This is a genomic window from Ideonella sp., from assembly GCF_044358605.1.
Classification (GTDB): Bacteria; Pseudomonadota; Gammaproteobacteria; order Burkholderiales; family Burkholderiaceae_C; genus Ideonella.
The window spans coordinates 22,095-48,526 of the sequence record NZ_JBIKNQ010000024.1; the positions used below are offsets into that span (position 1 = coordinate 22,095).

The 26,432-nt window shown below is 62.5% G+C and carries 28 protein-coding genes and 1 tRNA gene; 12 read left to right on the forward strand and 17 right to left on the reverse strand.

The genetic code is table 11. The features are described 5' to 3' along the window. Genes ACIQ3Q_RS10320 through ACIQ3Q_RS10330 form a run of 3 tightly spaced genes read left to right on the forward strand, consistent with a single transcriptional unit; the run spans position 1 to position 3,768 of the window. The gene (locus ACIQ3Q_RS10320; protein ID WP_396268991.1) at positions 1 to 1,095 is read left to right on the forward strand and encodes a sn-glycerol-3-phosphate import ATP-binding protein UgpC; all 1,095 of its coding nucleotides are present in this window, start codon (positions 1 to 3) and stop codon (positions 1,093 to 1,095) included. Continuing rightward, the gene (ugpQ, locus tag ACIQ3Q_RS10325) at positions 1,092 to 1,853 is read left to right on the forward strand and encodes a glycerophosphodiester phosphodiesterase (RefSeq protein ID WP_396268992.1); all 762 of its coding nucleotides are present in this window, start codon (positions 1,092 to 1,094) and stop codon (positions 1,851 to 1,853) included. The genes ACIQ3Q_RS10320 and ugpQ overlap by 4 nt, the downstream gene beginning before the upstream one ends. After that, positions 1,735 to 3,768: a DUF885 domain-containing protein gene (locus tag ACIQ3Q_RS10330; RefSeq protein ID WP_396269031.1), complete on the forward strand. Its 2,034-nt coding sequence runs from the start codon at positions 1,735 to 1,737 to the stop codon at positions 3,766 to 3,768. The genes ugpQ and ACIQ3Q_RS10330 overlap by 119 nt, the downstream gene beginning before the upstream one ends. 6 nt (positions 3,769 to 3,774) lie before the next feature. On the opposite strand, the gene ACIQ3Q_RS10335 is transcribed toward ACIQ3Q_RS10330, so the two are convergent. From ACIQ3Q_RS10335 to ACIQ3Q_RS10345, 3 genes are all read right to left on the reverse strand, one after another. Further along, positions 3,775 to 4,989 (reverse strand): ATP-binding protein, encoded by a 1,215-nt coding sequence (locus ACIQ3Q_RS10335; RefSeq protein ID WP_396268993.1) that lies wholly within the window; start codon positions 4,987 to 4,989, stop codon positions 3,775 to 3,777. Between the two features lie 90 nt (positions 4,990 to 5,079). Beyond that, positions 5,080 to 6,432 (reverse strand): MFS transporter, encoded by a 1,353-nt coding sequence (locus ACIQ3Q_RS10340; RefSeq protein WP_396268994.1) that lies wholly within the window; start codon positions 6,430 to 6,432, stop codon positions 5,080 to 5,082. Between the two features lie 173 nt (positions 6,433 to 6,605). Beyond that, on the reverse strand, positions 6,606 to 6,731 hold the full coding sequence (locus ACIQ3Q_RS10345; protein WP_396268995.1) for a hypothetical protein: 126 nt from the start codon (positions 6,729 to 6,731) through the stop codon (positions 6,606 to 6,608). Between the two features lie 105 nt (positions 6,732 to 6,836). Here ACIQ3Q_RS10345 and ACIQ3Q_RS10350 point away from each other — a divergent pair, with 105 nt between their 5' ends. Genes ACIQ3Q_RS10350 through ACIQ3Q_RS10370 form a run of 5 tightly spaced genes read left to right on the forward strand, consistent with a single transcriptional unit; the run spans position 6,837 to position 9,135 of the window. Beyond that, on the forward strand, positions 6,837 to 7,151 hold the full coding sequence (locus ACIQ3Q_RS10350) for a hypothetical protein (RefSeq protein WP_396268996.1): 315 nt from the start codon (positions 6,837 to 6,839) through the stop codon (positions 7,149 to 7,151). Between the two features lie 36 nt (positions 7,152 to 7,187). After that, a complete protein-coding gene (locus ACIQ3Q_RS10355) occupies positions 7,188 to 7,613 on the forward strand; it encodes a polymer-forming cytoskeletal protein (RefSeq protein ID WP_210809550.1) in 426 nt (141 codons plus the stop codon). 14 nt (positions 7,614 to 7,627) lie between these two features. Beyond that, positions 7,628 to 8,167: a polymer-forming cytoskeletal protein gene (locus ACIQ3Q_RS10360; protein WP_396268997.1), complete on the forward strand. Its 540-nt coding sequence runs from the start codon at positions 7,628 to 7,630 to the stop codon at positions 8,165 to 8,167. Then, entirely contained in the window at positions 8,151 to 8,711 is a 561-nt protein-coding gene (locus ACIQ3Q_RS10365; protein WP_396268998.1) for a hypothetical protein, read from the forward strand. Before ACIQ3Q_RS10360 ends, ACIQ3Q_RS10365 begins: the two co-directional genes overlap by 17 nt. Further along, positions 8,704 to 9,135: a polymer-forming cytoskeletal protein gene (locus ACIQ3Q_RS10370; protein WP_396268999.1), complete on the forward strand. Its 432-nt coding sequence runs from the start codon at positions 8,704 to 8,706 to the stop codon at positions 9,133 to 9,135. The genes ACIQ3Q_RS10365 and ACIQ3Q_RS10370 overlap by 8 nt, the downstream gene beginning before the upstream one ends. 70 nt (positions 9,136 to 9,205) lie before the next feature. Here ACIQ3Q_RS10370 and argJ read toward each other — a convergent pair whose 3' ends face one another. From argJ to ACIQ3Q_RS10390, 4 genes are all read right to left on the reverse strand, one after another. Continuing rightward, positions 9,206 to 10,438 carry a bifunctional glutamate N-acetyltransferase/amino-acid acetyltransferase ArgJ gene (gene argJ / locus ACIQ3Q_RS10375; RefSeq protein ID WP_396269000.1) on the reverse strand — a complete coding sequence of 411 codons (1,233 nt, stop codon included), beginning with the start codon at positions 10,436 to 10,438 and terminating at the stop codon, positions 9,206 to 9,208. A gap of 204 nt (positions 10,439 to 10,642) precedes the next feature. After that, entirely contained in the window at positions 10,643 to 10,849 is a 207-nt protein-coding gene (locus tag ACIQ3Q_RS10380) for a hypothetical protein (RefSeq protein WP_396269001.1), read from the reverse strand. 38 nt (positions 10,850 to 10,887) lie between these two features. Continuing rightward, entirely contained in the window at positions 10,888 to 11,241 is a 354-nt protein-coding gene (locus ACIQ3Q_RS10385; RefSeq protein ID WP_396269002.1) for a hypothetical protein, read from the reverse strand. Positions 11,242 to 11,716: 475 nt separating this feature from the next. Continuing rightward, a complete protein-coding gene (locus ACIQ3Q_RS10390; RefSeq protein ID WP_396269003.1) occupies positions 11,717 to 13,399 on the reverse strand; it encodes a hypothetical protein in 1,683 nt (560 codons plus the stop codon). Positions 13,400 to 14,233: 834 nt separating this feature from the next. On the opposite strand from ACIQ3Q_RS10390, the gene ACIQ3Q_RS10395 reads away from it, so the two are divergent. Beyond that, entirely contained in the window at positions 14,234 to 15,844 is a 1,611-nt protein-coding gene (locus ACIQ3Q_RS10395; protein ID WP_396269004.1) for a hypothetical protein, read from the forward strand. Positions 15,845 to 15,903: 59 nt separating this feature from the next. On the opposite strand, the gene ACIQ3Q_RS10400 is transcribed toward ACIQ3Q_RS10395, so the two are convergent. After that, entirely contained in the window at positions 15,904 to 16,071 is a 168-nt protein-coding gene (locus ACIQ3Q_RS10400) for a hypothetical protein (RefSeq protein WP_396269005.1), read from the reverse strand. Positions 16,072 to 16,325: 254 nt separating this feature from the next. Here ACIQ3Q_RS10400 and ACIQ3Q_RS10405 point away from each other — a divergent pair, with 254 nt between their 5' ends. Both ACIQ3Q_RS10405 and ACIQ3Q_RS10410 read left to right on the forward strand, forming a co-directional pair. Beyond that, positions 16,326 to 16,616: a nucleotidyltransferase family protein gene (locus ACIQ3Q_RS10405; RefSeq protein WP_396269006.1), complete on the forward strand. Its 291-nt coding sequence runs from the start codon at positions 16,326 to 16,328 to the stop codon at positions 16,614 to 16,616. Further along, complete coding sequence (locus ACIQ3Q_RS10410; RefSeq protein ID WP_396269007.1) at positions 16,613 to 16,972, forward strand: DUF86 domain-containing protein; 360 nt, start codon at positions 16,613 to 16,615, stop codon at positions 16,970 to 16,972. Before ACIQ3Q_RS10405 ends, ACIQ3Q_RS10410 begins: the two co-directional genes overlap by 4 nt. A 7-nt stretch (positions 16,973 to 16,979) precedes the next feature. Here the strand turns inward: ACIQ3Q_RS10410 and ACIQ3Q_RS10415 are convergent, their stop codons facing one another. The 3 genes from ACIQ3Q_RS10415 to ACIQ3Q_RS10425 all read right to left on the reverse strand — a co-directional run bounded on the left by ACIQ3Q_RS10415 (position 16,980) and on the right by ACIQ3Q_RS10425 (position 21,589). Continuing rightward, entirely contained in the window at positions 16,980 to 17,585 is a 606-nt protein-coding gene (locus tag ACIQ3Q_RS10415) for a GNAT family N-acetyltransferase (protein WP_396269008.1), read from the reverse strand. A 90-nt stretch (positions 17,586 to 17,675) separates the two neighbouring features. Next, the gene (secA, locus tag ACIQ3Q_RS10420; protein WP_396269009.1) at positions 17,676 to 20,420 is read right to left on the reverse strand and encodes a preprotein translocase subunit SecA; all 2,745 of its coding nucleotides are present in this window, start codon (positions 20,418 to 20,420) and stop codon (positions 17,676 to 17,678) included. A 218-nt stretch (positions 20,421 to 20,638) separates the two neighbouring features. Then, positions 20,639 to 21,589 carry a M23 family metallopeptidase gene (locus ACIQ3Q_RS10425; RefSeq protein WP_396269010.1) on the reverse strand — a complete coding sequence of 317 codons (951 nt, stop codon included), beginning with the start codon at positions 21,587 to 21,589 and terminating at the stop codon, positions 20,639 to 20,641. Positions 21,590 to 21,605: 16 nt separating this feature from the next. Between ACIQ3Q_RS10425 and ACIQ3Q_RS10430 the strand changes: the two genes are divergently transcribed. Continuing rightward, positions 21,606 to 21,923, forward strand: coding sequence for a hypothetical protein (locus ACIQ3Q_RS10430; protein ID WP_396269011.1), 318 nt, complete (start codon positions 21,606 to 21,608; stop codon positions 21,921 to 21,923). A 21-nt stretch (positions 21,924 to 21,944) separates the two neighbouring features. Here the strand turns inward: ACIQ3Q_RS10430 and ACIQ3Q_RS10435 are convergent. The 6 genes from ACIQ3Q_RS10435 to petA form a co-directional block, all read right to left on the reverse strand. Further along, positions 21,945 to 22,020, reverse strand: a tRNA-Thr gene (locus ACIQ3Q_RS10435). Positions 22,021 to 22,123: 103 nt separating this feature from the next. Continuing rightward, positions 22,124 to 22,630: a ClpXP protease specificity-enhancing factor gene (locus ACIQ3Q_RS10440; RefSeq protein WP_396269012.1), complete on the reverse strand. Its 507-nt coding sequence runs from the start codon at positions 22,628 to 22,630 to the stop codon at positions 22,124 to 22,126. An 18-nt stretch (positions 22,631 to 22,648) separates the two neighbouring features. Beyond that, positions 22,649 to 23,263, reverse strand: a complete 615-nt coding sequence (locus ACIQ3Q_RS10445; RefSeq protein WP_210809567.1) for a glutathione S-transferase N-terminal domain-containing protein — start codon at positions 23,261 to 23,263, stop codon at positions 22,649 to 22,651. A gap of 122 nt (positions 23,264 to 23,385) precedes the next feature. After that, positions 23,386 to 24,156, reverse strand: a complete 771-nt coding sequence (locus ACIQ3Q_RS10450; protein ID WP_396269032.1) for a cytochrome c1 — start codon at positions 24,154 to 24,156, stop codon at positions 23,386 to 23,388. 26 nt (positions 24,157 to 24,182) lie between these two features. Beyond that, the gene (locus tag ACIQ3Q_RS10455; RefSeq protein ID WP_396269013.1) at positions 24,183 to 25,661 is read right to left on the reverse strand and encodes a cytochrome bc complex cytochrome b subunit; all 1,479 of its coding nucleotides are present in this window, start codon (positions 25,659 to 25,661) and stop codon (positions 24,183 to 24,185) included. A 32-nt stretch (positions 25,662 to 25,693) separates the two neighbouring features. Then, positions 25,694 to 26,290 carry a ubiquinol-cytochrome c reductase iron-sulfur subunit gene (petA, locus tag ACIQ3Q_RS10460; RefSeq protein ID WP_396269014.1) on the reverse strand — a complete coding sequence of 199 codons (597 nt, stop codon included), beginning with the start codon at positions 26,288 to 26,290 and terminating at the stop codon, positions 25,694 to 25,696. Between the last annotated feature and the right edge of the window lie 142 nt (positions 26,291 to 26,432).

A 26,432-nucleotide genomic window follows, 5' to 3' on the forward strand; every position in this document is an offset into this window, starting at 1 on the left:
ATGGCAAGCATTTCCCTTCGTGCGGTTGAGAAGACCTATGGCCGTGGCGCTGGCGCCAACAAAGTCATCCATGGCGTGAATGCCGAGATTGCCGACGGCGAGTTCATCGTCATCGTCGGCCCCTCAGGCTGCGGTAAAAGCACCCTGCTGCGCATGGTTGCGGGCTTGGAAGAGATCACTGGCGGCGAGGTGGCGATTGGCCCCCGTGTGGTGAACAACTTAGAGCCCGCCGAGCGCGACATCGCCATGGTGTTTCAGAACTACGCGCTCTACCCGCACATGAGCGTGTACGACAACATGGCCTACGGCCTGAAGATCGCGGGCAAGCCTAAAGCTGAGATTGAGCAACGCGTGCAAAAGGCCGCCAAGATTTTGGAGCTGGGCGCCCTGCTCGACCGCAAGCCCCGCCAGCTCTCGGGAGGCCAGCGCCAGCGCGTGGCCATGGGCCGCGCCATCGTGCGCCAGCCTCAGGTGTTTTTGTTTGACGAGCCGCTCTCCAACCTGGACGCCAAACTGCGCGCCCAGACCCGGCTGGAGATTCAAAAGCTGCACGCCGAGCTGGGCGTGACCAGCCTGTTCGTCACCCACGACCAGGTCGAAGCCATGACCCTGGCCCAGCGCATGATCGTGATGAACGGCGGCCGCATGGAGCAGATCGGCACGCCTGAAGAGGTCTACGCCCGGCCCGCCACCACCTTTGTGGCCAGCTTCATCGGCTCGCCGCCCATGAACCTGCTGCGCGGCAGCGCTCTGCACGGAGCCTTTCAAGTGGGCGGCACCCACCTGCCCTTGCCCGCCGCAGCCCCGCGCAGCGGCGACATGATCCTGGGCCTGCGGCCGGAACACGCCCACATCAGCCCCACCGCCACCGGCTGGCCTCTGCAGGTGCATTTGGTGGAGATGCTGGGCGCGGAGCGCTTGGTGCATGGCACCATGGGCGGAGGCTCCAACAGCAGCACCTTTACCGTGCGCATTGACAGCACCGACCCAGCCCCCAAGGCAGGCGACACGGTGCACCTGGACGCAGCCCCGCATCACCTGCATTGGTTTGACGCCAACACCCAGCAACGTGTCGTGAGCAACAGCGCCCCATGAGCTTCAAAGTCGCCCCCGCCGATTGGCCCTTGCCGCTGTGGATCGCCCACCGGGGCGCGGGCAAGCTGGCCCCCGAGAACACACTGGCCGCCTTCCGCGAAGGCGCGCGCCACGGCTATCGGGCCTTTGAGTGTGACGTCAAACTCTCGGCCGACGACGTGCCCTTCTTGCTGCACGACGCCACGCTAGACCGCACCACGCCCCAGCGCGGCTTGGCCAAGCAACACCCTTGGCACGATCTGTCGCAAGTCGATGCTGGCGGTTGGCACAGCCGTGCCTACGCGGGCGAGCCCCTACCCTCGCTGCAGGCCATTGCCGCCTACCTGCGCCGCAATGGCTTTGGCCTGGATTTGGAGATCAAACCGACGCCGGGCGACGAGGCCCACACCGGCCGTCTTGTGGCCCAAGCGGTGGCTCAGCTCTGGGCCGGCGCCACGCCCGCCCAAACCCCGGTGCTCAGCTCCTTTCAGCCCGAAGCCCTGAAGGCCTCCCAAGCCACCGCGCCCCACCTGCCCCGAGCCCTGCTGGTGGACACGCTTTGGGACGGATGGTGGCCCGCAGCGCAAGCCTTGGATTGTGCTGCCGTCATCACCAACTACGAGCTGATGGACGCGGCCCTGATCGCCCAACTCCATGCCGCTGGGATGCGTGCCCTGGTCTACACCGTCAACGATGAAGCCGAGGTCCAGCGCCTGCTGCGGCTGGGCATTGACGGGATCATCACGGATGCGGTGGATAGGTTTTCGGCCGGGTGTTGATCTTGGCTGCGCAAAACCGGACAGGGTCCGGGCGCCAAGTTCGCCGCAGGTCGCAAGACAGCCACCATCACGTTACCCGGCTTGGCCGCCATCAAGGTACTCCATGATCATTCGCTCGCTGTTGGTTGCCACCCTGCTCGCCACGTCCGCGCTGGCTGTGCCGGCCCTTGCACAGTCGGGTGCCAGCGCGCCCGTGCCTGCACAAGTCGAGCGCGATCGAATGTTTGCGATATTCGCAGCCGATGATGAAGCCTCACTGAAGCGCAACCCCATCAGTGCGCTGTTTCGCGGCGATATGCGCTATGCCGACCGGCTGGGCGATTTCGGGTCGGACGCTTACTACAAGGCCGAACGGGCTGCTGCCGAAAAGAACCTGGCTGACCTGGGCACCATCAACCGGGCCAAGCTCAATGCCACGGACCAGATTGCCTACGATGTTTACGCCTGGAACCAGCGGAAGGCACTGGAGCGCCTCAGCCCGGAGATCTTGGCGCTCACAGCCGTGCGGCCGATCAACCATTTTTTCGGCATCCACACTTTCTATCCCAGCTTCGCCAGCGGAAAAGGGGCCGCTCCTTTCAAAACCACGCTGGACTATGACAACAATATCAAGCGTCATGCCAATTTCGCCACGATCATTGACCAGGCCATCGCGCGCTTCAAACAGGGGCAAGCATCTGGGGTAGTGGAAACCAAGCTGACGATCAACAACGTCATTGCCCAGTTGGATTTGCAACTCGCCATGCCGCTTGAAGAGTCGCCGTATTGGGGCCCGGCTCGCGCCATCCCGGCCAGCTTCACGGATGCAGAAAAGAACCGCGTCACCACCGCACTGAGGCAATCACTCACCCAAGAGGTGATGCCCGCGCTGACCAGGTTGCGCGACCATCTGAAAACCAGCTATCTGGCGGACGCCCGCGAAGGATTGGGGCTGCTGCACATGAAGGGCGGCGAGAGGCTCTATGAGCTGTTGATCGAAGGGTCGACCACTTTGAAGATGTCAGCGGGCGACATTCACGAACTCGGGCTCAGAGAAGTTGCACGCATCCGCGCTGAAATGACCAAGGTCCAGGCGGAAGTCGCCTTCAAGGGCAGCTTGGCCGATTTTTTTGAACATCTGCGCACCGACCCCAAGTTCAAACCCAGTAGCCGCGAAGCGCTGACCCAAGGGTATGTTGACATCGGCAAAAAGGTGGATGCGGAGATCGGCAGCTATTTTTCGACGCTGCCCAAGGCCGCGCTTGAGATCCGCCCCTACGAAGAGTTTCGAGAAAAGTTTGAAGCGGGCGGCAGCTACAACTCAGGCACGCCTGATGGCAAGCGGCCCGGTGTGTTCTATTTCAACGCCTACGATCTGCCCAGCCGCACCACGCCGGGCATGATCACGCTCTACCTCCACGAAGGTGCGCCGGGCCATCACTTCCAGATCAGCCTGGCCCAAGAGAACGAAGCCCTGCCCGCCTTCATGCGCTTTGGCGGCAACACCGCCTATATCGAGGGCTGGGCGCTGTACGCGGAAACGCTGGGCTACGACATGGGCCTTTACAAAGACCCCTATGCCCGCATCGGCACCTTGTCCGACGAAATGCTGCGCGCCATGCGCCTAGTCGTTGACACGGGGATTCATGCCAAGGGCTGGAGCCGCGACAAGGCGATCGACTACATGATGGCCAACAGCGACATGGGCCGCACCGACGTCACCGCCGAGGTCGAGCGCTACATCGCTGTGCCCAGCCAAGCGCTGGCCTACAAAGTCGGAGCCTTGACCGTCCAACGGTTACGCAAGAAAGCAGAAACCACGATGGGCAGCAAGTTCGACATCCGTGCCTTCCATGACCAGATTCTCGGCACCGGCGCGCTCCCGCTGCCCGTGCTGGAGGACAAGATCAACCGTTGGATCACCAAGGCGATCTAGGGCCTGTTACCCCTGTCCCAAGACCTGCCATGAGTAGATGGCCTGTTCCTTGAACGAAAAGGATTCCTCGCCGCCATACACCACCACTCCTGAGCCCGCCTTGGTGCCGGCGTAGCGCCGGAACTTGTCGATGCCCGACAGCCAGTCTGGGCTAAAGGTTTGGCCAGATTTGATCTCTACGGGGTACAGCAGGTCGCCATGCGGGTAGAGAAGATCCACCTCGGTGCCATGGTTGTCTCGCCAAAAATAAATGTCAGGTCTAAGCCCTTGATTGAGGCGGTGCTTCAAGGTTTCGGCCAAGACCCAAGACTCGAACACGGCGCCGCGAAGGGCATGTTGGGCCAAGGCGGCAGGGCTTTCGATGAGCAGCAAGTGGCAGAGCAGGCCTGTGTCCAGAAAGTACAGCTTGGGCATCTTGACCAAGCGCTTGCCAAAATTCTCATGCCAGGGCTCCAGCAGGCGAATGATGTAGCTGGCCTGCAAGACGCTGATCCAGTGCTTGGCCGTGTTCGCCGACACACCTGCGTCACTGGCCAGCGAACTCATGTTCAACAACTGCCCGCAGCGGCCTGCACACAGCAAGACAAAGCGCTCGAAAGCCGCCAAGTCTTGCACCCCGGTGATCTGGCGCACGTCGCGCTGAACATAGGTGGCTAGATACTGCGCGTACCAGTCATAAGGAGCGACCATGGACTCTCCGCTTGCACCGGCCTGGCCCGCATATAGCGCCGGGTATGACCCTTGCCACATCCAATGCATCAGGGCTTGGTTCGGCCCCGATGGCTTTGACGCCAAGTCTTGGAACTGCCGAGTCTGAGCCAATTCTTTCAGGCTCAGGGGCAAGAGTTCGATATGAGCGACCCTACCCGCCAGGCTTTGGCTGATGCCTGCACGCAGCCCAAACTGCTCAGAGCCGGTCAAGACAAAGTCGCCCATGCGCTGGCGTTGATCCACTACCCCTTGCAGATACGAGAGAAGGTCGGGCAGGCGTTGCACCTCGTCGAGCACTGCCCCTTGGGGAAACTGTGCCAAGAAGCCGCGCGGGTCGGCCTGGGCGCGGTGCCGTACGTCCAGGTCTTCCAAACTGAGGTAGGGCTTCTCGGGAAAGCACAGTTGCGCCAAGGTTGTTTTGCCCGACTGACGTGGCCCCGTAATGGCGACCACACGAAAGGCTTGGCTCAACCTCAGCAGGGTGGATTGCGCTTGGCGTGCAAGGGTCATGATTTGTACAATTTTGCAATCAATTTGCAGATTTGTACAGATTTAACGCTTTGCACCGATACCATGCCTGCCCATGCCGAGGCTTCTAATTCACGTCGTCGCCTCATCCACCACCTGCGTGCCTGGCACTGCGCCTTGAGGCTTGGGCAGCACTTTGACGTTGCGGATCACGGGCCAATTCCAAGCCACCACGCACATCATCAAGCAGACGCTGCCGGAGAAGACCAGTGAGGCGCGCAGGTCCACGTGCTCGCCGAGCCAGCCGCCGATCAGGGCGCCGGGGCCGGCGGGCAGCAGGATGAGCCAGCGCACGGTGCTGGTCATGCGGCCCAGCATAGGCTCGGGCGTCACAGCTTGGCGCAGCGAGATGAAGTTGATGAAGATGAGCACCGCGCCCACGCCGAAGAGCGAGAGCATCAGGCCGAACATCCACACCCCCAGGGTACCCACCGGCGCCACAGACAACAGCAGCCAACCCAAGGCGGTGATGAACCAGCCGAGGATGAGGCAAGGCCCAGGCCCGATGCGGGCGCTGATGCGGTGGCCCAGCACACTGGCCGACACCGTGCCCACGCCCAAAGCGATGTAGGACAAGCCGATGGCCTGCTCGCTCATATTGAGCGTACGCGTGGCGAACAAGATCTGCACCACCAAAGCCGCCTGATGGCACATCTGCCACACGCCCACGCAGGTGGCCATGGCGATCAGCAAGGGCTGCTGGCGCACAAAGCGCAAGCCATCCATCAGGTCAGCCCGAAAGCGCCGCCAGCCTTCGCCTTTGGGCACCACCTGGCGCTGCTCGTTGACCTTCACCCCGCGCAAGATCCAGGCCGAGATGGCCAGCATCACTGCATCCACCAGCAAGGCCACAGGCGCGCCCAGCAGGCGGATCAGGGCCCCCGCCACGCCGGGGCCGGCCACCTCGGCACCTGAGCTGGCCAGTGCGTTCTTGGCATGGGCCTCGACCAAGCGCTCACGCGGCACCACCTGGGTCAACACGATCTGCGCGGCCGAGCCTGCGGTGGTGTGCACCGCGCCAATGGCAAAGCCCACGGTGTAGAGCCAGCCCATATTGAGCCAGCCCATCCACCAAGCCAGGGGCACGGTGGCCAAGGCCACGCCCAAAAGGGCTTCGCCGATGATGTAGACCGGCAGCTTGAGCACGCGGTCCAGCCACACCCCCGCTGGCAGGGAAAACAGCACAAAGGGCAGCAACTCAGCGGCCAGCAACCAACCCATCTGGGTGGGCGTGGCCTGGAGCAGCACGGCCGCCGTCAGCGGCAGGGCCAGCATGCTGACTTGGCCGCCAAAGGAGCTGATGAGGATAGAAATCCAAAGGCGGCGGTAGACCGCGTCGCGCAGCAGGTCTGTGGGCGACAGGGTCACTGCGGCCCGGGCTTTGGCACCCAGTGCGCCAACCGCCCCATTCAAGACATTCAACACAAGGTTCTCCCTCAACTCGAACACAAGCCTTGTGGGCTTGAGATGGGCATAGGCTCCGATGCGGCGCCTATGCAAGATGGGCCACGGGGTGAGCGCTGCGGAAGAAGGGGGCCTCTGGTCCTACTTGCCGCCGTGGTGACCGGGGGCCTGGACTCAGAAGCTTCAATACAGAGTCAGGATCCGGATCGCCGGGAGCGAATGCGGGGTACCGCACCAGTGCCCGCCATCGCACCACGCGCACACGCCACGCCCAGCGCAAACGCTGGGTGCAGTGCGGTGAAGTGGAGGGGGGTGTTCATGGTGGGCCTCAGAAATTGAGAAGTGCGTGGCATCCTAACAGCGGGGCCTCACGGCAGGCAAGCACCAATGGCGAGAGGGCGCGTGTCTCCGTGATAATCCGTGGCATGGAACCCACCGACCCCATGGACATCTACTTCACCGAGCATGTGGTGGGCCCCACCGCCGTGGTGCAGTTGGGCCGTTCGGCCACCGTGCGGCGCCAACCCAAGCGCGGCGTGTTGCTGGACATGCTCAAAGACAAGCCCATGCTGGTGGGCGTTGCCGCCCAAAGCTTGTTGGCCAAAGACCCCGCCCGCGCCATCGCCGGCAAGCCGGTGTCGCTGCCCGGCTTGCGCAACTGGCGCCGTGCACTGGTGGCGGGCGGGCTGCTGGCCTGGTCTGCGGTGCTGGTGGTGGCCAGCCGCTGGTGGCCTCTCTGAACCCCACAACTCACTGGCTGACCCGGGACACATACTTTGGATGCATCGCAGGACACACTGGTCATTGACCCAGTGAAGCTCAATATCGTCAACCGCGTGGCCGCTGGCTCCTCGGTCTCAGGCGAGCAATTGCATTTCAAAGGCGGCCTGCTGCTGCAGGGCTCATTGAGCGGCCGGGGTGAAGTAGCTGGCCGCCTGGTGGTCTGGCCCACCGGCCAGCTCATCGGCAAGTACAAAGTATTTGGCGATGTTTACCTGCTGGGCCATCTGGGCGGGGTGACGGACGAGATCGATCCGCACACCACCTTAGAGTGCCACGGCACGGTGTATGTCTCCAGCACCGGTGTCTCCACCGGCACCATCATGGCGCACCGACTGCGTATGTATGATGGTGCGACCCTGCAAGGGCCCTTCCGCACCTTGCGTTCCAATCAATCCCTGCCGGTGCTCAACCGGCCTTGACAGGGCACCCCCACGTGAACGATTTACCCCAAGACTCTGAAGACACCGCCACCGGTGGCCTCACCGACGACCACCAGCGCACCCAACCTGGCGAGCTGCAAGACGGCCCACCCAAGGTGGCGCTGGGCCACACCATGCCTGAAGTCGGCCGGGTGCCTGTGCTGGCGCCCTCGCTGCAAGGCTTGGCCTCGCAGGGCGGTGCGCTGCGTCACTCGACCCTGGCGCGCGGCATGGCCTTCTCCGGCTCCGCCGTGGTGGTGGGCTCCTTGACGGTGGCCGGTGAAGTGACGGGCCAGCTCAGCCTGCCCGCCCCGGCCAACGGCCATGTCACCGTCACCGAAACCGGTGTGGTCGAAGGCGACATCTCGGCCCGCAACATTTCGGTGCTGGGCCGCACCAACGGCCTGTTGGACGCGCCCGGTGGCAAGGTCTCCTTGCACGGCACGGCCAGCGTGACGGGGCGCATTCGCTATACGCACCTGCAGGTCAATGGCGCTGATCTGAACGCGCAGCTTGAACGAGTGCGCGCGGACGCGGATGGCAGCGCGGGCTGAACGCCCTCCGATCCAACCCCTGGCGGCTGATGAACTGCGCCGCGCGGCACTGGCTCGCTCCACCAAGCGAGGCAAACGCGTGGCCATGCGTCGGCTGGCTTGGCGCTGGACGGTCTGGGGCTTGGGCCGTGCCTGGGAAAGGGCCTGGCCGGTCTGGATTGCGCTGGGCGTGGTCTTGCTGTGGTTCTTCTGGCCCAGCCAAGAAAAGCCTGAGCTGCGCAAGCCCGACAGCGCCTCCGTGCGTGCCGCCGCAGCCAGTGTGCTGGGCAAAGCGCCGGTGGAAGAACCTGCGCCCAAGCCAGCTCCGCCAGCCCCCACCACCGCTGAGGCCCCGCAAGCCCCTGCGGTCGTGGCAGCACCCGCCCCCACCCCTGCGGCCAGCGCTCCAACAGCCTCGCCCTTGGACTTCCCGCCCGGCCCCCCACTGATCTTGCGTTTGGATGACCGTGTCGAAACACCGAGACCACGCCCAACTCGGGCAAAATCAAAACCGCCCGAACCGGCGGATATCAGCGTCGATAACAGGAGAGACTCCCGTGAGTAACCATGACAATCATCGGCCCCCCGCCCGCCTGGTGCCGGCCGAGCAGCTGAACAATATTTCCAGCCTGATCGCCGAAGGCGCCGTGTTTGAAGGCAACTTCAGCTCGCGCGAGGACCTGGGCCTCAAGATCGACGGCGTGCTCAAGGGCAACATCAGCTTTGCCAATGGCGGCACCGTGCACATCGGCCCGACCGGCCTGATCGACGGCACCACCATCGAAGCCGACCACATCCTGCTCGAAGGCCAGGTGCGCGGAACGCTGATGGCGCGCAAGACCCTGGAGATCACCGGCACCGCCACCCTGCTGGGCGACGCGCTCTACGACGCACTGCTGGACATCCACCCCCGCGCCAAGCTGCGCGGCAAGGTTGAGTTCCGGGGCGACCTGGAACTGCGCACTGCCGAAGGCACCGGTTCACGCTGAAACGCGAACCGCCCCACTGAAGGGGCGGCTTTGTTTCAAACGCTCCCACCCGCGTGGGGGCGATAGCGCATCAAGAGCGGTAGTCCGCGTTGATGCGCACGTAGTCGTACGAGAAATCGCAGGTCCACACCGTGGCCTGGGCTGAACCACGGTTCAGGTTGACCCGCACGGTAATCTCGGCCTGCTTCATCACCCGCGCGCCGTCTTCCTCGCGATACTCGGGGCGGCGGCCGCCGCGTGTGACGATATGCACGTCGTCTAAGTACAGGTCAATCAAGCCCTGGTCCAGGTCGTCAATGCCGGCATAGCCCACCGCTGCCAAGATGCGACCCAGGTTGGGGTCGCTGGCAAAGAAGGCTGTTTTCACCAAGGGTGAATGGGCCACGGCATAGGCGGCTTGCAGGCACTCGGCCTCGCTCTTGCCGCCTTCGATCTTCACGCTGATGAACTTGGTGGCCCCTTCGCCGTCTCGCACGATGGCCTGGGCCAGCTCGGCCGCCACAGCCGACACCGCCGCTTGCAGGGCCTGGCCTTCAGCACTGGCCAAGGACATGATGCGCTCGTGCCCGGCCTGCCCCGTGGCCATCAAGATGAAAGAGTCGTTCGTCGATGTGTCGCCGTCAATGGTGATGCGGTTGAACGAGGCATTGGCGGCGTTCGTCACCAGGGGCTGCAAGAGCTCAGGCGCCAGCACGGCGTCGGTGGCCACAAAGCCCAGCATGGTGGCCATGTTCGGGCGGATCATGCCCGCGCCCTTGGAGATGCCGGTGATGGTGACCGTCTTGCCGCCAACCTGCACCTGGCGCGAGGCCGCCTTGGGGCAGGTGTCGGTGGTCATGATGCCTTCGGCCGCGCGGGCCCAGTGGGCGGGGGCCAGGTCTGCCAGCGCGGCGGGCAGGCCTGCCGCAATGCGCTCCACCGGCAGCGTCTCCATGATCACGCCAGTGGAGAACGGCAGCACCTGCGCCGCCGCCAGGCCCATGTGGGCGGCCAGGGCCTCGCAGGTGCTGCGGGCACGGGCCAGGCCGTCGGCCCCGGTGCCAGCATTGGCATTGCCGGTGTTGATGACGATGGCGCGGATGGCCGTGGGGCCAGCGGCCAGGTGCTCACGGCAGATCTGCACGGGCGCTGCGCAAAAGCGGTTGCGGGTGAAGACCCCGGCCACCGCCGTGCCTTCGTCCAGCGCCATCACCACCAAGTCTTTGCGGTTGGCCTTGCGGACCCCCGCCTCGGCCACGCCCAGGCGCACGCCCGGCACGGGCAAGAGTTGTTCAGGGGCGGGGGGGGTGTAGTTGACGGGCATGGTGGTGAAAAGCAGCAGGTCGCGGCAAGAAAGGAGCCGCGATTGTACGAAGCACTCAGTGCCTAAAGCGCTGGGCCTGCACACATCCGCCGCAAGCGCTCGAACAGTTCACCCTGGGCACCGCTCGATCACATTCGCCCTGAGCCTGTCGAAGGGCTTCGACAAGCTCAGCCCGAACGGAACATCAAGCGGCCCAACAGAACATCAGGCCCCTAGCCAAGGCCAGGCGCTGCCCAGCACCAGCACGCCCACACCCAACAACAGCACGCGCCGCACCAGGCCCATGCTGCCGGCCTCCAGGCGCTCGAACGCGCCGTCGGCGTCGTCGGTTTCGCCGGGGTGCCAGACGGCCATCTCATGGTGGCCGCGAGGCCAAGTGCTGGGGTCTTGCGTATCGATCGTAACTTTCATTTTCTTGTCCTCCACTGCAATAGACCTTCGGGGTCGGGTCAGGCGACGCGTTGCGTCCAGGTAAAAAACTGCTCCCTCATCGGCGCCACCTGCCAGGCCGGTGGGGCCACTTGCCACACCGGCGCAGCCGGGGGGCGGTAGCCGGCGTAACGGCGCGATGCAACGCCAAAACGGGGCTGGTCGGGCAGCACCGGCTGAAACCGACGCAGGCTCTCCAGAGACTGGTTCATCGCCTCGGGGTTACCCAGGTGCAAGGCGTCGTCAGCGGCACGTACGGCCTCTGAGATCAGTGCACGGGCAAAAGCGCCGGCGGAACCAATGTCGTCAAAGTCTTGCATCAGACGAATGCAACGCGCTTGTTCGGCGCGGAGTTGTTCGGGCAAAGTGGCCATGGTGTTACATCCTCTCCAGTTTGATCAGGCACCGCGCTTGCCGCGTGGTGCTCCTTGGTGTGAAGAGCCAAGCTGCGAAAGCCAGTGAACTCGTCACGGAATGCATTGAACCGCTGATCCCCTCGCAACAAAACGCGTGAAGAAGTGCCTGAATCAAGCTGTAGAGATTCGATCATCAGACGATTCCCCCTGCCCCACAAGAACCTCCCCCATTCGGGTGTGACGCTAGCACGACAGCCCCCCCTTCGACCTCCTCAATTCATAGGAGGCCTGGTCACCAAAAACCCCTCAGCGGCTCGGCCAGCAGTTTGTTCTGCCACCTTGGGCCGCGTCTGTACGGCCGCAAACCGAGCCCGCCACCAACCGCCCAAAAAGAAAACCCCTGAGGGCATGCCCTGAGGGGTTTTCGAAGGGCTGAACCGAAAGCTAAAGCACTTTCGTGAACAGCGTGTGACAGCGTCGTGGTGTGGCGTGCTTACTTCATCAACTTGTTGGCCTGCTCGCGCACCGTGGCCAGCATCTCCTTGGCCACTCGCGTCAGCGGCCAGGGGCGGCGGGGCATGCGGCAGGTGGGGGGCTCTTCGCCCTTCACCACGGGCGCGCGGTATTCGGCGTTGTGCACCGGCAGCTGCGGGATCTTGCCAATGAAGAAGCTCTTGAACTTGGTCTCGCGGTGGTACTCCTTCAAGAACTCGATCCAGTTATTGCCCTTGAGGAAGTCGATCACCCCCGTCTGCGCTGGTGGCAGCAGGATGGGCTGGCCGTTGGCATCCTTTTGTGGGTCGCCATTGGCGTCCAGCAGGGGAAAGGGCTGCGGATCGGTGTCGATGTAGTAGTTAGAGCGCCAGTCCCATTGGCCCTCGCGCAGCGGGTCGGGCAAAAAGATGTTCATGGCCAGGGTTTCTTCGGTGAAGTCCCACACATATTGGCCCTCGTGCGGCTCATCGGCCATCCAGGGCATGCCCTTGTCGCCATAGCGCTTGATGTCCTTGAGCATGCTGGCCAGCGTGGCCGCTGCATCTTGCACGCTGGGGTAGCCCGCCATGATGGGCCCGGCCAACTGCGCCGCCAGGCTGTACAGGTCGGTCAACTGGTCTGGCGCTTCCAACTCCATGGGGAACAGGGTGTCGTACTGCTGGGCCTCATAAATGGCTTTTTGGATGCTGGCCACCGTGTCTGCCCGGTTGGGGCTGCTGGCCATGGCGTCCAAGAGCTTGCCCGAGAGCACATGCAGCCCCTCTTTGATGCCCGTCATGCGCTCCAGCGCCAGCGCCCCGCCCACCGTGGGGTGCCCGCCCTTGGCGGCCAAGATGGCATGGTTGGCATCCGTCATCCACTGGGCCAGCTCCAGCGGCGTGGCTCGGCCCTCGTCCGCCAGCTTCTGGAAGGCCAGCGCATAAGCTTGGCCCGCCGTGAAGAAGTTGTAATTGCAAAAGCCCCCGGCCGCATGGGCATACGGCGCCACCGTGTGCAGCAGCTCGGCCGACATGTTGAAGCAGTTGTCGAAGTAAATGGCCGCCAGCTTGGGCACCCCCTGCTGCTGGGCTGACTTCAGCGCCTGACCCAGCGTGTGGGTGGGCATGGGCTGGTGGTTGATGGGGGTGAGGGGGTTGCCGCCGGGAAGGTAGGGTACGAAGTCCCAAAGAACAGGTGCCCCGGGTGATTCCGTCCCTGCGTTTTGCAAGGGTCTTGCGTCCCGCTCTCCGATACTCCAAGACCGTGCATTACCCTGGCAGACCGCTTGCCAAGTCAGCCGCCGGGCATCCAATTCCGGTAGATAACCCGCGCCGTGGCCTTCCAAACCCAACACGAGTTGGGCTTTAGGGTGTGCCTCATGCACCTGCAGCAAAAAATTGCTGAGTGTGCGGCCATCGCGCATGTCCAGCTTCCACAGGCTGCGCAAGGTCATGGCTTCGGGGCGCTCGGCGGGGATGTCCACCAAATAGCTGTCGGCCCCCGCCCTGTCCACCAGCGCCATCACCGGCGTGCCCGCCTTGGCCACCTGTCTCCAAGCGTCAATCAGGGGATGGTCTTCGAGAGCAAGGGTCTTGCCCTCCGGAAAGTTGCTCAAGGTCTCGTCCGAGCCAAAGGGCACGTAAACGGCCAAAACGCTGTTTCGTGCTTGCAGTGGCACGGGCAGGGGTCTAAAGGTTTGCATCAGTAACAGCTCCTGTGAAAATGTGAGGGTGACGTATGCTAGAGCGCCACGCCTCGCAAACAAACTCACAGTTTTGCGGCACATTGAGAAGCGCATGAGACGAAGGGCAGACGATCTGTCTGACTGCTCCACTGGCCCATGTGCAACTTTATGTAAACACCTCACCGTATGCCTCTGAGCCAACGCCTTCCCCGCGCTGCCTGGTCTGTGCTTTTGGATCAAGCCCTAGACGGCCTGCGCCAAGGGGGGGTGCCACCTTGGCCTGCCGGGCGCTGGCCGAGGTTGAGGCGGCGCCTGGAGCAGCAGTGGCTTGGGCCCATTTGGGGCACTTGGGGGGACCAGGTGTCGCAAGTCGAGCGTTGGCCGGAGGCGGTGAAGGTACTCTTACATTGGGCCTGTGGATTGGTGAGGCCAGACCACCAAATGGCCCTTGGCCTCGGCCAGATTCCGAACGCGGCCTGGATAGAGCAAACCGCTTGGCGACCTTTGCTGGCTGTTGCTACTACGTCAAACCTCTTGACTGTGCCGGAAATGCCACGGCATTACAGGCGCACCACGGGCGAAAGCGCCCTTGAAACACTCAGTGGACTCTGGGCTGTGGGTACCAGCACGACCTACCGGTATGTGGATAAGGGACGGCGCCAGATGGCCGATGCCGTGGCCGCTGCCCAAGCCGATTCAGAACGCCGCTGGGCATTGCGCGAGTTTGCAGCCGCGGCTCGCCTACCCGAGATGCCCGGCAGATGGCACTGCGAAATCTCACTGAGTCTGGCGCAGCACGGCCACGCGATGGATGCGGCTTGGCACCTCTGTCGTGCCAAACAATGGGTAGATTTGGCCGAGCTGCTGCGGCGGCGTGCGTTGGAGCTAGCCTCTAGCACTGAACACAAAGCCTTGAGTCAGACACTCAGGCGAGCAGAAGTAGAACTCACGAGCAGGGTCGAGCTAGCACTCGGTGAAAGTGTGATGTGGCGCTGCCTCGGTGACACCGACGCAGAGAGTGACTGCCTTCGGCTCGCATTGCGAACCGCCGAGTTCGTGAATGACGACATGAGGGCCTTGCACCTCGCCGAAGCGCTGTACGGTTTAGGCTACTTCTATAACGCCCGCGACCCCGAACAAGCCCTTACCCACTTGGAAGCGGCGTGTCAGCAACTCCTTGTTTCATCACACCATGTTCCTCACATTGAGCAAGCCCGCCTACAAAGCATCTACGTATCTGCACTGGCTGCACAAGCCTTCATACAACTTCGCTGCAATAACCCGCAAGCTCTCTCGCTGTTGAAAAGTGCGCTGTCTGCAGCTAATGAATGCGAACAGTTGACGGTGGATACACAATGCATACTGCTCAAGGCACAGGCTGAAGCAGCTCGCTGCAACGATGAGTTGAGTGAGGCCCTCCGCTTTCGGCAGAAGGCACTTGTGCTGTATGAAAGAGTTGGCGACCTGCGAGAGGTGCTGGATTCAAAGGTCAATTTGGGTCAATTACTCATGCAGCTTGGAAGGGCAACGGAAGGGCGTGAGGTTTGCAAGCAAATTCTCAGGATGGCCAGGACCCTCTGCGTGCGTCCCGAAGGTTTGGCCGGCACCTACGTCGCGATAGCTGCAGCCGACATGGTTCTCGGTGATCTGGACTCTGCTGTTTGGCACCTTACGAACGTTCTTAGGATTAGCCAGCAGTTCGACCTGCCGAGGCACCAACTCTCAGGCCTGATGAATCTCGCAGAGGTTCACTTTCTACGCCTGAAGCAACACGGAGAAATTGAAGATGAACGATCGGGAGACGAGTACGCGGAACGGGCACGCGAGCTTGCATCCCGTTTGGGCTTAACCCAATATGAAACCAAAGCCCAAACCCTGAAACAAGCCACCCTCAACCCCCAAACCGCCACGCACCACCTCCTCCCCATCGAAACCTCCGCCCACCCCGGCGAGTTCGCCAAGATCGAAGCCCTGCGCGCTGAGCTGGCCCTGCCCCGACCGCCCGCCCAACGTGCCCGCACGCACGTAGCCTTATCTCAGCTTTATTTACGCATCGCCGCCAAAGAGCGGGACGCAGCGCGAGGGCTGATGCAAACGCACAGCCTCAGTGACTTGGAATCGGAGTTGGAAGCCCTGCAGCAAACCTGGGCGCATGACGGCAACTTGGCCAGCCAGCTCAACAGCCGTTGGCGCGAGCAGGTGGGCGACTGGCTGACGGACAGCCAGCGCAAAGCGGTGTTGGAGCGCCTGCTGGCCGAAGGCAGCCTGAGCAAGAGCAGCTATGGCGAGGCCGCCGAGGTCAGCCCCGCCACCGCCAGCAAGCACTTAGGCCTGCTGGCCGACAAAGGCCTGCTGGAACAACAAGGCCGCGGGCCCGCCACGCGCTATGTGCTGCCCAGCGGACAAAACAGCGGCAGCCGGGATAGCGCCGCCCCTTCAGGCTCACCGGGCTCGATGCACTGAAGCAGGGCACACCCGCAGTTCATGCGCGGCATGCCCGCCCGTTACCCGGGGCGAATGGGTCAGACGGTGGGAAATGCTGCCCAATCCAACGACGGCGGCGCCGACAAATACGGTGCGGCATCCCACTGCGGCTGCGCCTCCACAGACTGCACGCCGCCTGCCACCTGCTGAAGCTGGCTGAGGTCGAGTTCTTGGGGTGGGGTGATGAGGGGGCTGTTGGTGTTCATGGGTGGTTCTCCTGAGGTTTAAAGGGGTTCGCCTGCGGTCTGCAGGCCTCGCCATTAGGCCAGTGAGCCCCCCCCCCCCCCTCTATCCGGCCTTTCCCCAGGGGCTAGGCCTCTTGATACAGCCTGACTTTCACCAAACTTGATCAAGCCCTGGCTCAAGCGCTTACCATTGCTCCGTATCGACAGGCTTTGCACCCGGAGGACTGCTGCGTTCGGGCTGAACCTGTCGAAACCTGAAAGAAAGGATGTGACCCGTGCTGCCGTCTCTGGTGCTTGAAATGAAGCGTGATGCGGTGCGTGAAGCTGTCAGCCGCTTTCGCACCAGCAACCCGCGCGTCTTTGGCTCGGTGGTGCGTGGTACTGACCACGAAGGCAGTGACATTGACCTGCTGGTGGACGCACTGCCAGGAGCCACGCTCTTCGACCTGGGCGGCTTGCAGGTAGAGTTGGAGTCGCTGCTTGGGCTTCAGGTCGATGTGTTGACGCCCGGTGACCTGCCCCCGAAGTTTCGCGCCCAGGTGCTTGCCGAGGCGCAGCCTGTATGAGCGATCAGCGGCTGCCCGATTACCTGGATCACATGCGGCAGGCGGCCGCAGACGCCTGCGGTTTTGTAGACGGTTTGTCCAAGCAGGCTTTTTTGAACGACAAACGAACGCAACAGGCCGTGGTGATGAGTCTTGTCATCATCGGCGAAGCCGCCACGAAGGTCATGGAGAACTACGGCGCATTTGCCGAAGCTCATGGTCAAGTACCGTGGCGCAATATGCGCGGCATGCGCAATCGCATTGCCCACGGTTACTTCGACATCAATCTCGATTTGGTCTGGGACACCGTGCAATCCGCCCTTCCAGCTCTGCTGCAGGAGCTGGCCTCCGTGCGATATGACGCGGAACAGGCCTGAAGACTGTTCAAAGCTTGTCTGGAGTTTCGACGGCGTCAGGCTTAGGCCACGCCGCAAACAAAGCCTGGTCCACCAGCTCACCGTGTACCCCGCGTTCGCGGTGGTGCAGCGTGCCTTCGCGCACCATGCCTAAACTCTGGGCGAAGTGCAGGGCGCGGTGGTTGCTGAGCTCGGAGATGGCCTCGATGCGGGCAAAGCCCAGCACAAAAGCAAAGTCGAGCACGGCCAGCACGGCTTCGCGCATCAGGCCTTGGCCTTGCACGGTGGCGTCGGCCACGTAGCCGATTTCGGCGCGGGGGACTTCCAGGTCAAAGCTGTGCAGGTCAATCCGGCCAATCAGCGGCGCGTCGGGGCCGTGGCCTGCAAAAACATGGAAAACCAGGTCTTCGCCAGCGTCCACAAAGCTCAAGGCCCGGGCGCAAAAGCGCTGGGCGCGGGTTAGGGTCCAAGGCTGTTGGGCCCAGGCGATGTAGCCCAGGGTGGGCAGGTTGCGGTTGACCAGGGCCATCAGCGCTGCCGCGTGCGCTGGGGCCGGGGCAGCCAGCCTGAGCCGTGCTGTGCGCAGCTCTCGCTGGGCGGCGATCAGGCGGGCAGGCGTGAGAGCGGCTGACATGCGCTAGGCGTAGGCACAGCCACACCCCCTCCTCTGTGTCTCAGTGTCTCTGTGGCCTGTATTGATTCCACCGGCCATCAGTCCGCACACTCAAGCCAAACGCCCGTGGCAGTTCTTGTACTTCTTGCCGCTACCGCAAGGGCAAGGGTCGTTGCGGCCCACACGGGGCACCTCGGCAGCCAGGGTCGCTGGGTCCACCTCTTGGCTGACGCTGCCGTCTTCGTTGGGGTGGGTGTAGGTGACGTTCTGGATGGCTTCAGCGCGTTGCTCGATGTCTTGCGCGGCTTGCTCGACCTGCTCTTGGGACTGGATGCGCACCGTCATGAGGATGCGGGTGACTTCCATCTTCACCACATCGAGCAATTGCGAGAAGAGGTCGAAGGCTTCGCGCTTGTATTCTTGCTTGGGGTTCTTCTGCGCATAGCCGCGCAGGTGGATGCCCTGGCGCAGGTAGTCCAGCGCGGCCAGGTGCTCGCGCCAATGGCTGTCTATGCTTTGCAGCAGCACCATGCGCATGAAGGGGGTGAATTGCTCGATGCCGACGATGTCCAGCTTGTGCTGGAAGGCGGCGTCGGCCGCAGCCACGACCTTTTCCAGAATGTCGTCGTCGGTGATGGACTCGCTGGCTTCAACCAGCTTTTGCAGCTCCAGCTCCAGCGTCCATTCTTCGCGCAGCACTTTTTCCAGGGCGGGCAGGTCCCACTGCTCTTCCAGGCTTTCGGCGGGCACATAGGTGCGCACCACGTCGGTCATGGTGGCGCGGCGCAGGTTGGTGATCTGCTCGTTCAGCGAGGCTGCGTCGAGGATTTCATTGCGCTGCTGGTAGATGACCTTGCGCTGGTCGTTGCTCACATCGTCGTATTCGAGCAGTTGCTTGCGCACGTCGAAGTTGCGGGCCTCGACCTTGCGCTGGGCGCTTTCAATGCTGCGGCTGACGATGCCGGCCTCAATGGCTTCGCCCTCGGGCATCTTGAGGCGGTCCATGATGGCGCGCACGCGGTCGCCCGCGAAGATACGCATCAGCGGGTCTTCCAGGCTCAGGTAGAAGCGGCTTTGGCCGGGGTCGCCCTGGCGGCCAGCACGGCCACGCAGCTGGTTGTCGATGCGGCGGCTTTCATGGCGCTCAGTGGCGATGATGCGCAGGCCACCAGCGGCCTTGACCTGCTCATGCAGGCCTTGCCATTCGCTCTTGAGCTGCTCGATCTTTTGGGCCTTGGTGGCGTCGTCCAGGGCTTCATCGGCTAGGATGAACTGTTCCTGTTTTTCAACGTTACCGCCCAGCACGATGTCGGTGCCGCGGCCCGCCATATTGGTGGCGATGGTGATGACGCCGGGGCGGCCAGCCTGGGCGATGATCTCGGCCTCTTTGGCGTGCTGCTTGGCGTTGAGCACGTTGTGTGGCAGCTTGGCTTCGGTCAGCAGGCGCGAGACAAGCTCAGAGTTTTCAATGCTGGTGGTGCCCACCAGCACGGGTTGACCCCGCTCATGGGAGTCGCGGATGTCGTCGGTGACGGCGTTGTACTTTTCGCGCGTGGTTTTGTAGACGAGGTCGAGTTCGTCTTTACGCACCGTGGGCCGGTTGGGTGGGATGACCACGGTTTCCAGGCTGTAGATTTCTTGGAACTCGTAGGCCTCGGTGTCGGCCGTGCCCGTCATGCCGCCCAGCTTGCCGTACATACGGAAGTAGTTCTGGAAGGTGATGGAGGCGAGCGTTTGGTTTTCGCTCTGGATCTGCACGCCTTCTTTGGCTTCAACGGCCTGGTGCAGGCCGTCGGACCAGCGGCGGCCTGTCATCAGGCGGCCGGTGAACTCGTCAACGATGATGACCTCGCCCTGCTGCACCACATAGTGCTGGTCACGGTGGTAGAGGTGGTTGGCCCGCAGCGCGGCATACACGTGGTGCATGAGGCTGATGTTGGCCGGGTCATAAAGGCTGGCGCCTTCGGCCAGCAGGCCGGCTTCCGAGAGCATTTGCTCGGCGTGCTCGTGGCCGTCTTCGGTCAGGAAGACTTGATGGGTCTTCTCGTCAACGGTGAAGTCGCCGGGCTCGATCACGCCCTCGCCGGTGCGGGGGTCTGCTTCGCCGATCTGCTTTTTGAGCTTGGGCACCACCGCGTTGATGCGCACGTACATCTCGGTGTGGTCTTCAGCCTGGCCGGAGATGATGAGCGGGGTGCGGGCTTCGTCAATGAGGATGGAGTCCACCTCGTCAACGATGGCATAGGTCTGGCTGCGCTGCACGCGGTCAGCTGGCTCCATGACCATGTTGTCGCGCAGGTAGTCGAAGCCGAATTCGTTGTTGGTGCCGTAGGTGATATCGGCCGCATAGGCGGCTTGCTTTTCTTCACGGCTCAGGCCGGGCACGTTGACACCCACGGTCAGGCCCATGAAGTTGTAGAGGCGGGCCATCCACTCGGCATCTCGGCGGGCCAAGTAGTCGTTGACCGTCACCACATGCACGCCCTTGCCGGTCAGCGCGTTCAGGTAGACCGGCAGCGTGGCCATCAGGGTCTTGCCTTCGCCGGTGCGCATTTCGGCGATCTTGCCGTTGTGCAGGGTCATGCCGCCCAGCATCTGCACGTCGAAGTGGCGCATCTTCAGGGTGCGCTTGCCGGCTTCGCGCACAGCGGCGAAGGCTTCAGGCAGCAGCGCATCCAGGGTTTCGCCCTTGGCGTAACGGGCTTTGAATTCTTCGGTCTTGGCTTGCAGCGCGGCGTCGTCCAAACCGGAGAGCTGGGACTCCAGGCTGTTGATCTTCTCGACCACGCGGCGGTATTGCTTGAGCAGGCGGTCGTTGCGACTGCCGAAAATCTGGGTGAGAAGCTTGGGCAACATGCTGCGATGGATGTGTAGTGAGTAGGGCGCCGCCGGGATTCACCCGCCAGGGATGGACCGCCAACAGATGGGGGCGCCAGGGCGCAACGCAAGGCGCGCGAAACCGCAAATTTTAGCACCCAGGGAGACGCCCTCCCCGAGCGTGCGGGCTGCAAGCAGGGGGGCCAAGCCGCCCTGGGCCACCGAGGGGCGGCCGGGTGTGAAGTTTGGTGCGGATCTCAGCGCCTGGGAGCGGCAGCCATGGCGGGCGGTGGGCCACCAGCCAGGAAGCGCGCCGGGTCTTGCGGCACGCCGTCGACCAGCACCTCAAAGTGCAGGTGCGGGCCAGTGGAGCGGCCTGTGCTGCCCACCTGGGCCACGGGCTGACCGCGTTTGATCAAGTCACCCGTCTTGACCAAGATACGGGAGTTGTGGGCGTAGCGCGTCACCAGGCCATTGCCGTGATCCAACTCCAGCAGGTTGCCGTACTGAGGGTGATAGTCGGTGGAGAGCACCACGCCACCGGCTGCGGCCAAGATGGGCGTGCCAGGTGGCGCAGCAAAGTCGATGCCGGTGTGCAAGGCGGCACGGCCGGTGAAGGGGTCGGCGCGGAAGCCAAAGCCAGAGCCAATGGGCATATCGATGGGTTTGGTGTTGGGCACCATCAGGGTGCTGAGGCGCTTCTCGAACAAGCGCGACTCGGCCAAGGTGAACAGGTCACCCTGCTGGTCCAGCGAGTACTCCATGTTGGTGATGGTCTGGTTGAGTTGCTCCAGCGTGGGGTGATCCAAGGGCACATAGGGGCCGCCTGAGCCTGCGGGCTTGGCGTCGCGCTGCAGGGATTTGAGGTCGTCGACCTTGACGCCGGCCAGGCCGGTGACGCGCTCGCCCATGGCTTCGAGCTTGACCATGCGGCCTTGCAGGTCGCCCACCCGGCTGGCCATGGCGTCGAGGTTTTCGCGCATGAAGCGGTCGCGCTGGGCAAACTCGTCGCGCACCACCAGCTTGACCAGTTGACTGACCACCGGCCAGCCTTCGCGGGCGGCGGTGAGAAACACAAAGTGGTAGACGAGGCCAGAAGCCAGCATCAGGCCCACCACCAAGGCACTGATGGCCAAGGTCAACTGGGCCGTGTTGAGGTTCAGGACCCGCGTTCGCGCGGTGCTGCCTGAGGTGATCATAATTTGCATCGTTACACTCCTGCGCATGAACCCCAGCCGCCAAGAGCCCAAGACGCGCCCCATCAGTGAGGCCCTTGGGGCCAATGCGACTTTGGGCTCGCTGTTGGCGCGGCTGAAAGAGTCCGAAGCGCGACTGGCGACGGTGAAGTCCGTGCTGCCAGCGGCTATGCGGCCTCATGTTCGGGCCGGTGTATTGGACGACACCGGCTGGAACTTGCTGGCCCCCAATGGGGCGGTGGCCGCGAAACTCCGCCAATTACTGCCCATGATTGAGCAGGTCTTGTTGGATCAGGGGTGGCAGCCTACTGCAATACGGGTCAAGGTTCAAGCACACCGCCCGTAAAGAGCGGGTGTTGACGTGAGATGGTGCCGGCTATCGGATTCGAACTGATGACCTACCGCTTACAAGGCGGTTGCTCTACCAACTGAGCTAAGCCGGCGTCTCTGGTACCCGGCACAGCGAGCGCTGTGGGGCTTGAGAGGGCTGCATTCTAAGCGGGTTTTGAGGCCGCCCAAGGCACTGTGATGCCGAAAGTGTGCGGTTTACTTGACGCGCTTGAGCGCCGGGCGCCGCGGAGGAGGCGCAGGCGGGGTGGGCTCGTCGTCGGCGGGGTTGACGACTTGTGGCGCAGCTTCGGCCGGAGGCTCGGTGCCCGCCAGGCGCAAGCCCGGCTTCGGTGTAGCTTCTTCGCTGAGCACGGCCTCGGCCGCTTCCACGGGCATGGGGAAGGCCATGCCTTGCCCGTTTTCACGGGCATAGATGGCCACCACATGGTCGACAGGTACGACGATCTCCCGAGCCACACCTCCAAAACGTGCTTTGAACTCGATGAACTCGTTGCCCAGCTTCATGCCACTGGTGGCCTCGAAGCCGGCATTGAGCACGATCTCGTTGTTCTTCACGTACTCCATCGGCACTTGCACACCCGGACCGACATGCACGGCCAGATAAGGCGTGAAGCCGTTGTCCGTGCACCAATCGTGCAGTGCGCGGATGAGGTAGGGCCGGGTCGAAGTGCCCTGGCTATCGCTGGAGTTCGGAGGTGTCATGGTGCCCAGTTGAACCGCTTACTTGCGCATGACCTTTTCAGAAGGCGTCAGCGCTTCGATGTAGGCCGGGCGCGAGAAGATGCGCTCGGCGTACTTCAGCAGTGGTGCTGCGTTCTTGGACAGGTCGATGCCGTAGTAATCCAGGCGCCATAGCAGCGGCGCAATGGCCACATCGAGCATGGAGAAGTCGTCGCCCAGCATGTACTTGTTCTTCAAGAAGATCGGGGCGAGCTGAGTCAGGCGGTCGCGGATTTGTGCGCGGGCCTTCTCGGCTTGCTTGTCGGTGGCTTTGACGCCGCCGCGGCCTTCCAAAATGTTGACGTTGGCGAACAGTTCCTTCTCGAAATTGAGCAAGAACAGGCGCACGCGCGCACGGGCGACCGGGTCCCCGGGCATGAGCTGCGGGTGCGGGAAGCGCTCGTCGATGTACTCGTTGATGATGTGCGACTCATACAGGATGAGGTCGCGCTCAACGAGGATGGGCACCTCGTTATAGGGGTTCATCAACGCGATGTCTTCAGGCTTCGCGTAGATGTCCACGTCGCGGATTTCGAAATCCATGCCCTTTTCGAACAGCACGAAGCGGCAACGGTGCGAGTAAGGGCACGTGGTACCGGAGTAAAGCACCATCATGGTGGTGGGCTCCTAGAGTGAAAGCGAACAGGGTGGACGCCAAAAACACAAAAGCAGTGGGCACCGTAGCACTCACTGCACGAGCTTTCGGCCAGGCCCTTATGGGGCACTGGCCGGTGAGCTTATTTCACGTCTTTCCAGAAGGCGGCATTTAAGCGCCAAGCCAGAATCGTCATCAAGCCCAGGAAGAACAGCACATACACGCCCAGGCGGAAGCGCTGGTTCTGTGCAGGCTCGCCCATCCATTGCAGGAAGGCAACCAAGTCAGCCATGGCCGAGTCGTACTCGCCCGGGGTCATCTGGCCCTTGGTTTCGAGCTGCAAGCCCTTGAATTGATGCACCGTCTTAGTGGTGTCATGCGGGTCTTTGACGTCTTCATACACAGCGCGCTGGGTGCCTTGCAGCTCCCACAGCACATGCGGCATAGCAACACTTGGGAACGCGGTGTTGTTCCAGCCCGTGGCCTTGGTCTCATCACGGTAGAAGCCGCGCATGTAGGTGTACAGATAGTCTGCACCCGTGCCTTGCTTGCCTGCACGCGAGCGTGCGATGACGGTCAAGTCCGGCGGCGCGGCGCCAAACCAATCTTTGGCTTCGCGGTTATTCATGGCCACGGTCATGGTGTCACCGACCTTGTCCGCTGCGAACATCAGGTTGCCCTTGATCTGCTCTTTGGTCAGACCCAACTCCTCCATGCGGTTATAGCGCATGAAAGAAGCCGAGTGGCAGTTCAGGCAGTAGTTGACGAACAGCTTGGCACCGTTCTGCAAAGCTGCTTGGTCAGTGACGCGGTCCGCAGGGAACTTGTCCCAAGGTGCACCGCCGCCCGCTGCCAGCACAGGGCCAGCCGCCAGGGTCAGCGCAGCCACGCATCCCGCAATGAATTTCTTGATCATGTTGAGGCTCTCCTGAGGCTGGATCAGTGCGGGTGGAAGGTCACGCGGTCAGGCACGGGCTTGAATTGGCCCATCTTGCTCCACCACGGCATCAGCAGGAAGAAGCCGATGTAGAACACGGTGCCGATTTGGGAAATCAAGGTGCCCATGAATGAGGGCGGCTGAATGCCCAAATAACCCAAGATCAGGAAGAAGGCCACGAACACGCCGTAGAGGTACTTGTGCTCGGTTGGGCGATAGCGGATCGACTTGACCGGGCTGTGGTCCAGCCAGGGCAGGAAGAACAGGATCACCACCGTGCCGCCCATCACGACAACACCCCAGAACTTGGCATCGAAACCTGCCAGCACAGGGTTGGACACCGTCATGCCCAACCAACCAGCCACCACGGCAGGCACGCCAAACAGGAAGAACAGCACCCCCATCAGACCCCAGTAGCCCGTCTTGACCAAGGCAGGCAAGCGCGATGGCCGCACCACGATCAAACCGACCACGACAAAGAAGAGCCAGAAGACCGGCATGAAGGCCGAGGTCGTGGCACGCAGCATCGAGTAGAACGGCGTGAAGTACCAGACCGGCGCAATGTGCAATGGCGTCTTCAGTGGGTCAGCCGGGATGAAGTTGTTGTACTCCAGGAAGTAGCCCCCCATCTCCGGCGCGAAGAAGATCACCGCGCAGAAAGCCATCAAGAAGCCGCTGACACCCAGGATGTCGTGCACCGTGTAGTAGGGGTGGAAAGGAATGCCATCGAGCGGACGGCCTTGGCCATCCTTCTTGGCCTTGATTTCAACACCGTCGGGGTTGTTGGAGCCCACTTCGTGCAGCGCGATGATGTGCGCCACCACCAAACCCAGCAAGATCAGCGGCACGGCAATGACGTGGAAGCTGAAGAAGCGGTTCAGGGTGGCATCGCCGACCACGAAGTCACCACGGATCAACAAGGCCAGGTCTTCACCGACGAAAGGCACAGCCGCGAACAGGTTCACGATCACCTGCGCGCCCCAATAGGACATCTGGCCCCAAGGCAGCAGATAGCCCATGAAGGCTTCGGCCATCAGGCACAGGAAGATGGCGCAGCCGAAGATCCAGACCAGCTCACGCGGCTTGCGGTAAGACCCATACAGCAGACCACGGAACATGTGTAGATACACCACCACGAAGAACGCCGAGGCGCCGGTGGAGTGCATGTAGCGGATCAACCAGCCCCAGGGCACATCGCGCATGATGTACTCGACCGAGGCAAAGGCCACGGGAATGCCCGACGCGTTCAGCGAGGCGTCTGGTTTGTAGTGCATCACCAAGAAGATGCCGGTGACGATTTGAATCACCAGCACCAACAGGGCCAGCGAGCCAAAGAAGTACCAGAAGTTGAAGTTCTTGGGCGCGTAGTACTCGGAGAGGTGCTCCTTGTACATCTTGGACGCTGGGAAGCGGTTGTCCACCCAGGTCAGCAGCTTTTCACCAACCGAGGCGTCGGCGGGCGCAATTTTGAATTCAGCCATTGAATTGCCTTTCGTGTGTCCGTGACGCCGCTTTAGGCCTTCTTGTCTTCACCGATCAGCAGCTTGCTGTCGGAGAGGTACATATGGGGCGGAACTTCGAGGTTATCCGGCGCAGGCACGTTCTTGAACACCCGGCCAGCCATGTCGAAGGTCGAACCATGGCAGGGGCAAAAGAAGCCACCAGCCCAATCGTTGGGCAAAGAGGGCTGCGCCCCCGTTTGAAATCTGTCCGACGGCGAGCAACCCAGGTGCGAGCAGATGCCCACGGCCACAAAGAACTCTTCTTTGATGGAGCGGTGGGAATTTTTGGCGTAATCCGGGGTTGGATAGGCCTTGCGCTCAGAGTTGGGGTCCGCCAGTTGCGCATCGTGCTTTTTAAGGGCCGCGACTTGCTCGGGCGTGCGACGCACCACCCAAACCGGCTTGCCACGCCATTCCACGGTGAGTTTCTCGCCGGGGTTGATGGCGCTGATATCGACCTCAACGGCCGCTCCAGCAGCTTTGGCACGCTCTGAGGGTGCAAAGGTGCTGACAAAGGGCACGGCCGTGGCCACACCGCCGACGGCACCAGCGCAGCCTGTGGCAATCAGCCAGGTGCGCTTGCCTTGATCCACCGCGTTATCACTCATGTGAGTCCTTCTTGGAGCTTGAGGAATGGTCGTCCGGGTCGTCTGCTCAACACTCGACACTTTTCCGACTTTGTTCTCGGGCAATCCGGCATTTTAGCGGACAAGCTACAGGGTCCCGGCACTTCGCACGCAGATCAGGGCC

Coding starts and splice junctions, on each gene's coding strand:
- ACIQ3Q_RS10320 (WP_396268991.1), top strand. CDS start 1: ATGGCAAGCATTTCCCTTCGTGCGGTTGAGAAGACCTATGGCCGTGGC.
- ugpQ (WP_396268992.1), top strand. CDS start 1,092: ATGAGCTTCAAAGTCGCCCCCGCCGATTGGCCCTTGCCGCTGTGGATC.
- ACIQ3Q_RS10335 (WP_396268993.1), bottom strand. CDS start 4,989: ATGACCCTTGCACGCCAAGCGCAATCCACCCTGCTGAGGTTGAGCCAA.
- ACIQ3Q_RS10345 (WP_396268995.1), bottom strand. CDS start 6,731: ATGAACACCCCCCTCCACTTCACCGCACTGCACCCAGCGTTTGCGCTG.
- ACIQ3Q_RS10350 (WP_396268996.1), top strand. CDS start 6,837: ATGGAACCCACCGACCCCATGGACATCTACTTCACCGAGCATGTGGTG.
- ACIQ3Q_RS10365 (WP_396268998.1), top strand. CDS start 8,151: ATGGCAGCGCGGGCTGAACGCCCTCCGATCCAACCCCTGGCGGCTGAT.
- argJ (WP_396269000.1), bottom strand. CDS start 10,438: ATGCCCGTCAACTACACCCCCCCCGCCCCTGAACAACTCTTGCCCGTG.
- ACIQ3Q_RS10380 (WP_396269001.1), bottom strand. CDS start 10,849: ATGAAAGTTACGATCGATACGCAAGACCCCAGCACTTGGCCTCGCGGC.
- ACIQ3Q_RS10385 (WP_396269002.1), bottom strand. CDS start 11,241: ATGGCCACTTTGCCCGAACAACTCCGCGCCGAACAAGCGCGTTGCATT.
- ACIQ3Q_RS10390 (WP_396269003.1), bottom strand. CDS start 13,399: ATGCAAACCTTTAGACCCCTGCCCGTGCCACTGCAAGCACGAAACAGC.
- ACIQ3Q_RS10400 (WP_396269005.1), bottom strand. CDS start 16,071: ATGAACACCAACAGCCCCCTCATCACCCCACCCCAAGAACTCGACCTC.
- ACIQ3Q_RS10410 (WP_396269007.1), top strand. CDS start 16,613: ATGAGCGATCAGCGGCTGCCCGATTACCTGGATCACATGCGGCAGGCG.
- ACIQ3Q_RS10415 (WP_396269008.1), bottom strand. CDS start 17,585: ATGTCAGCCGCTCTCACGCCTGCCCGCCTGATCGCCGCCCAGCGAGAG.
- secA (WP_396269009.1), bottom strand. CDS start 20,420: ATGTTGCCCAAGCTTCTCACCCAGATTTTCGGCAGTCGCAACGACCGC.
- ACIQ3Q_RS10425 (WP_396269010.1), bottom strand. CDS start 21,589: ATGCAAATTATGATCACCTCAGGCAGCACCGCGCGAACGCGGGTCCTG.
- ACIQ3Q_RS10430 (WP_396269011.1), top strand. CDS start 21,606: ATGAACCCCAGCCGCCAAGAGCCCAAGACGCGCCCCATCAGTGAGGCC.
- ACIQ3Q_RS10440 (WP_396269012.1), bottom strand. CDS start 22,630: ATGACACCTCCGAACTCCAGCGATAGCCAGGGCACTTCGACCCGGCCC.
- ACIQ3Q_RS10445 (WP_210809567.1), bottom strand. CDS start 23,263: ATGATGGTGCTTTACTCCGGTACCACGTGCCCTTACTCGCACCGTTGC.
- ACIQ3Q_RS10455 (WP_396269013.1), bottom strand. CDS start 25,661: ATGGCTGAATTCAAAATTGCGCCCGCCGACGCCTCGGTTGGTGAAAAG.
- petA (WP_396269014.1), bottom strand. CDS start 26,290: ATGAGTGATAACGCGGTGGATCAAGGCAAGCGCACCTGGCTGATTGCC.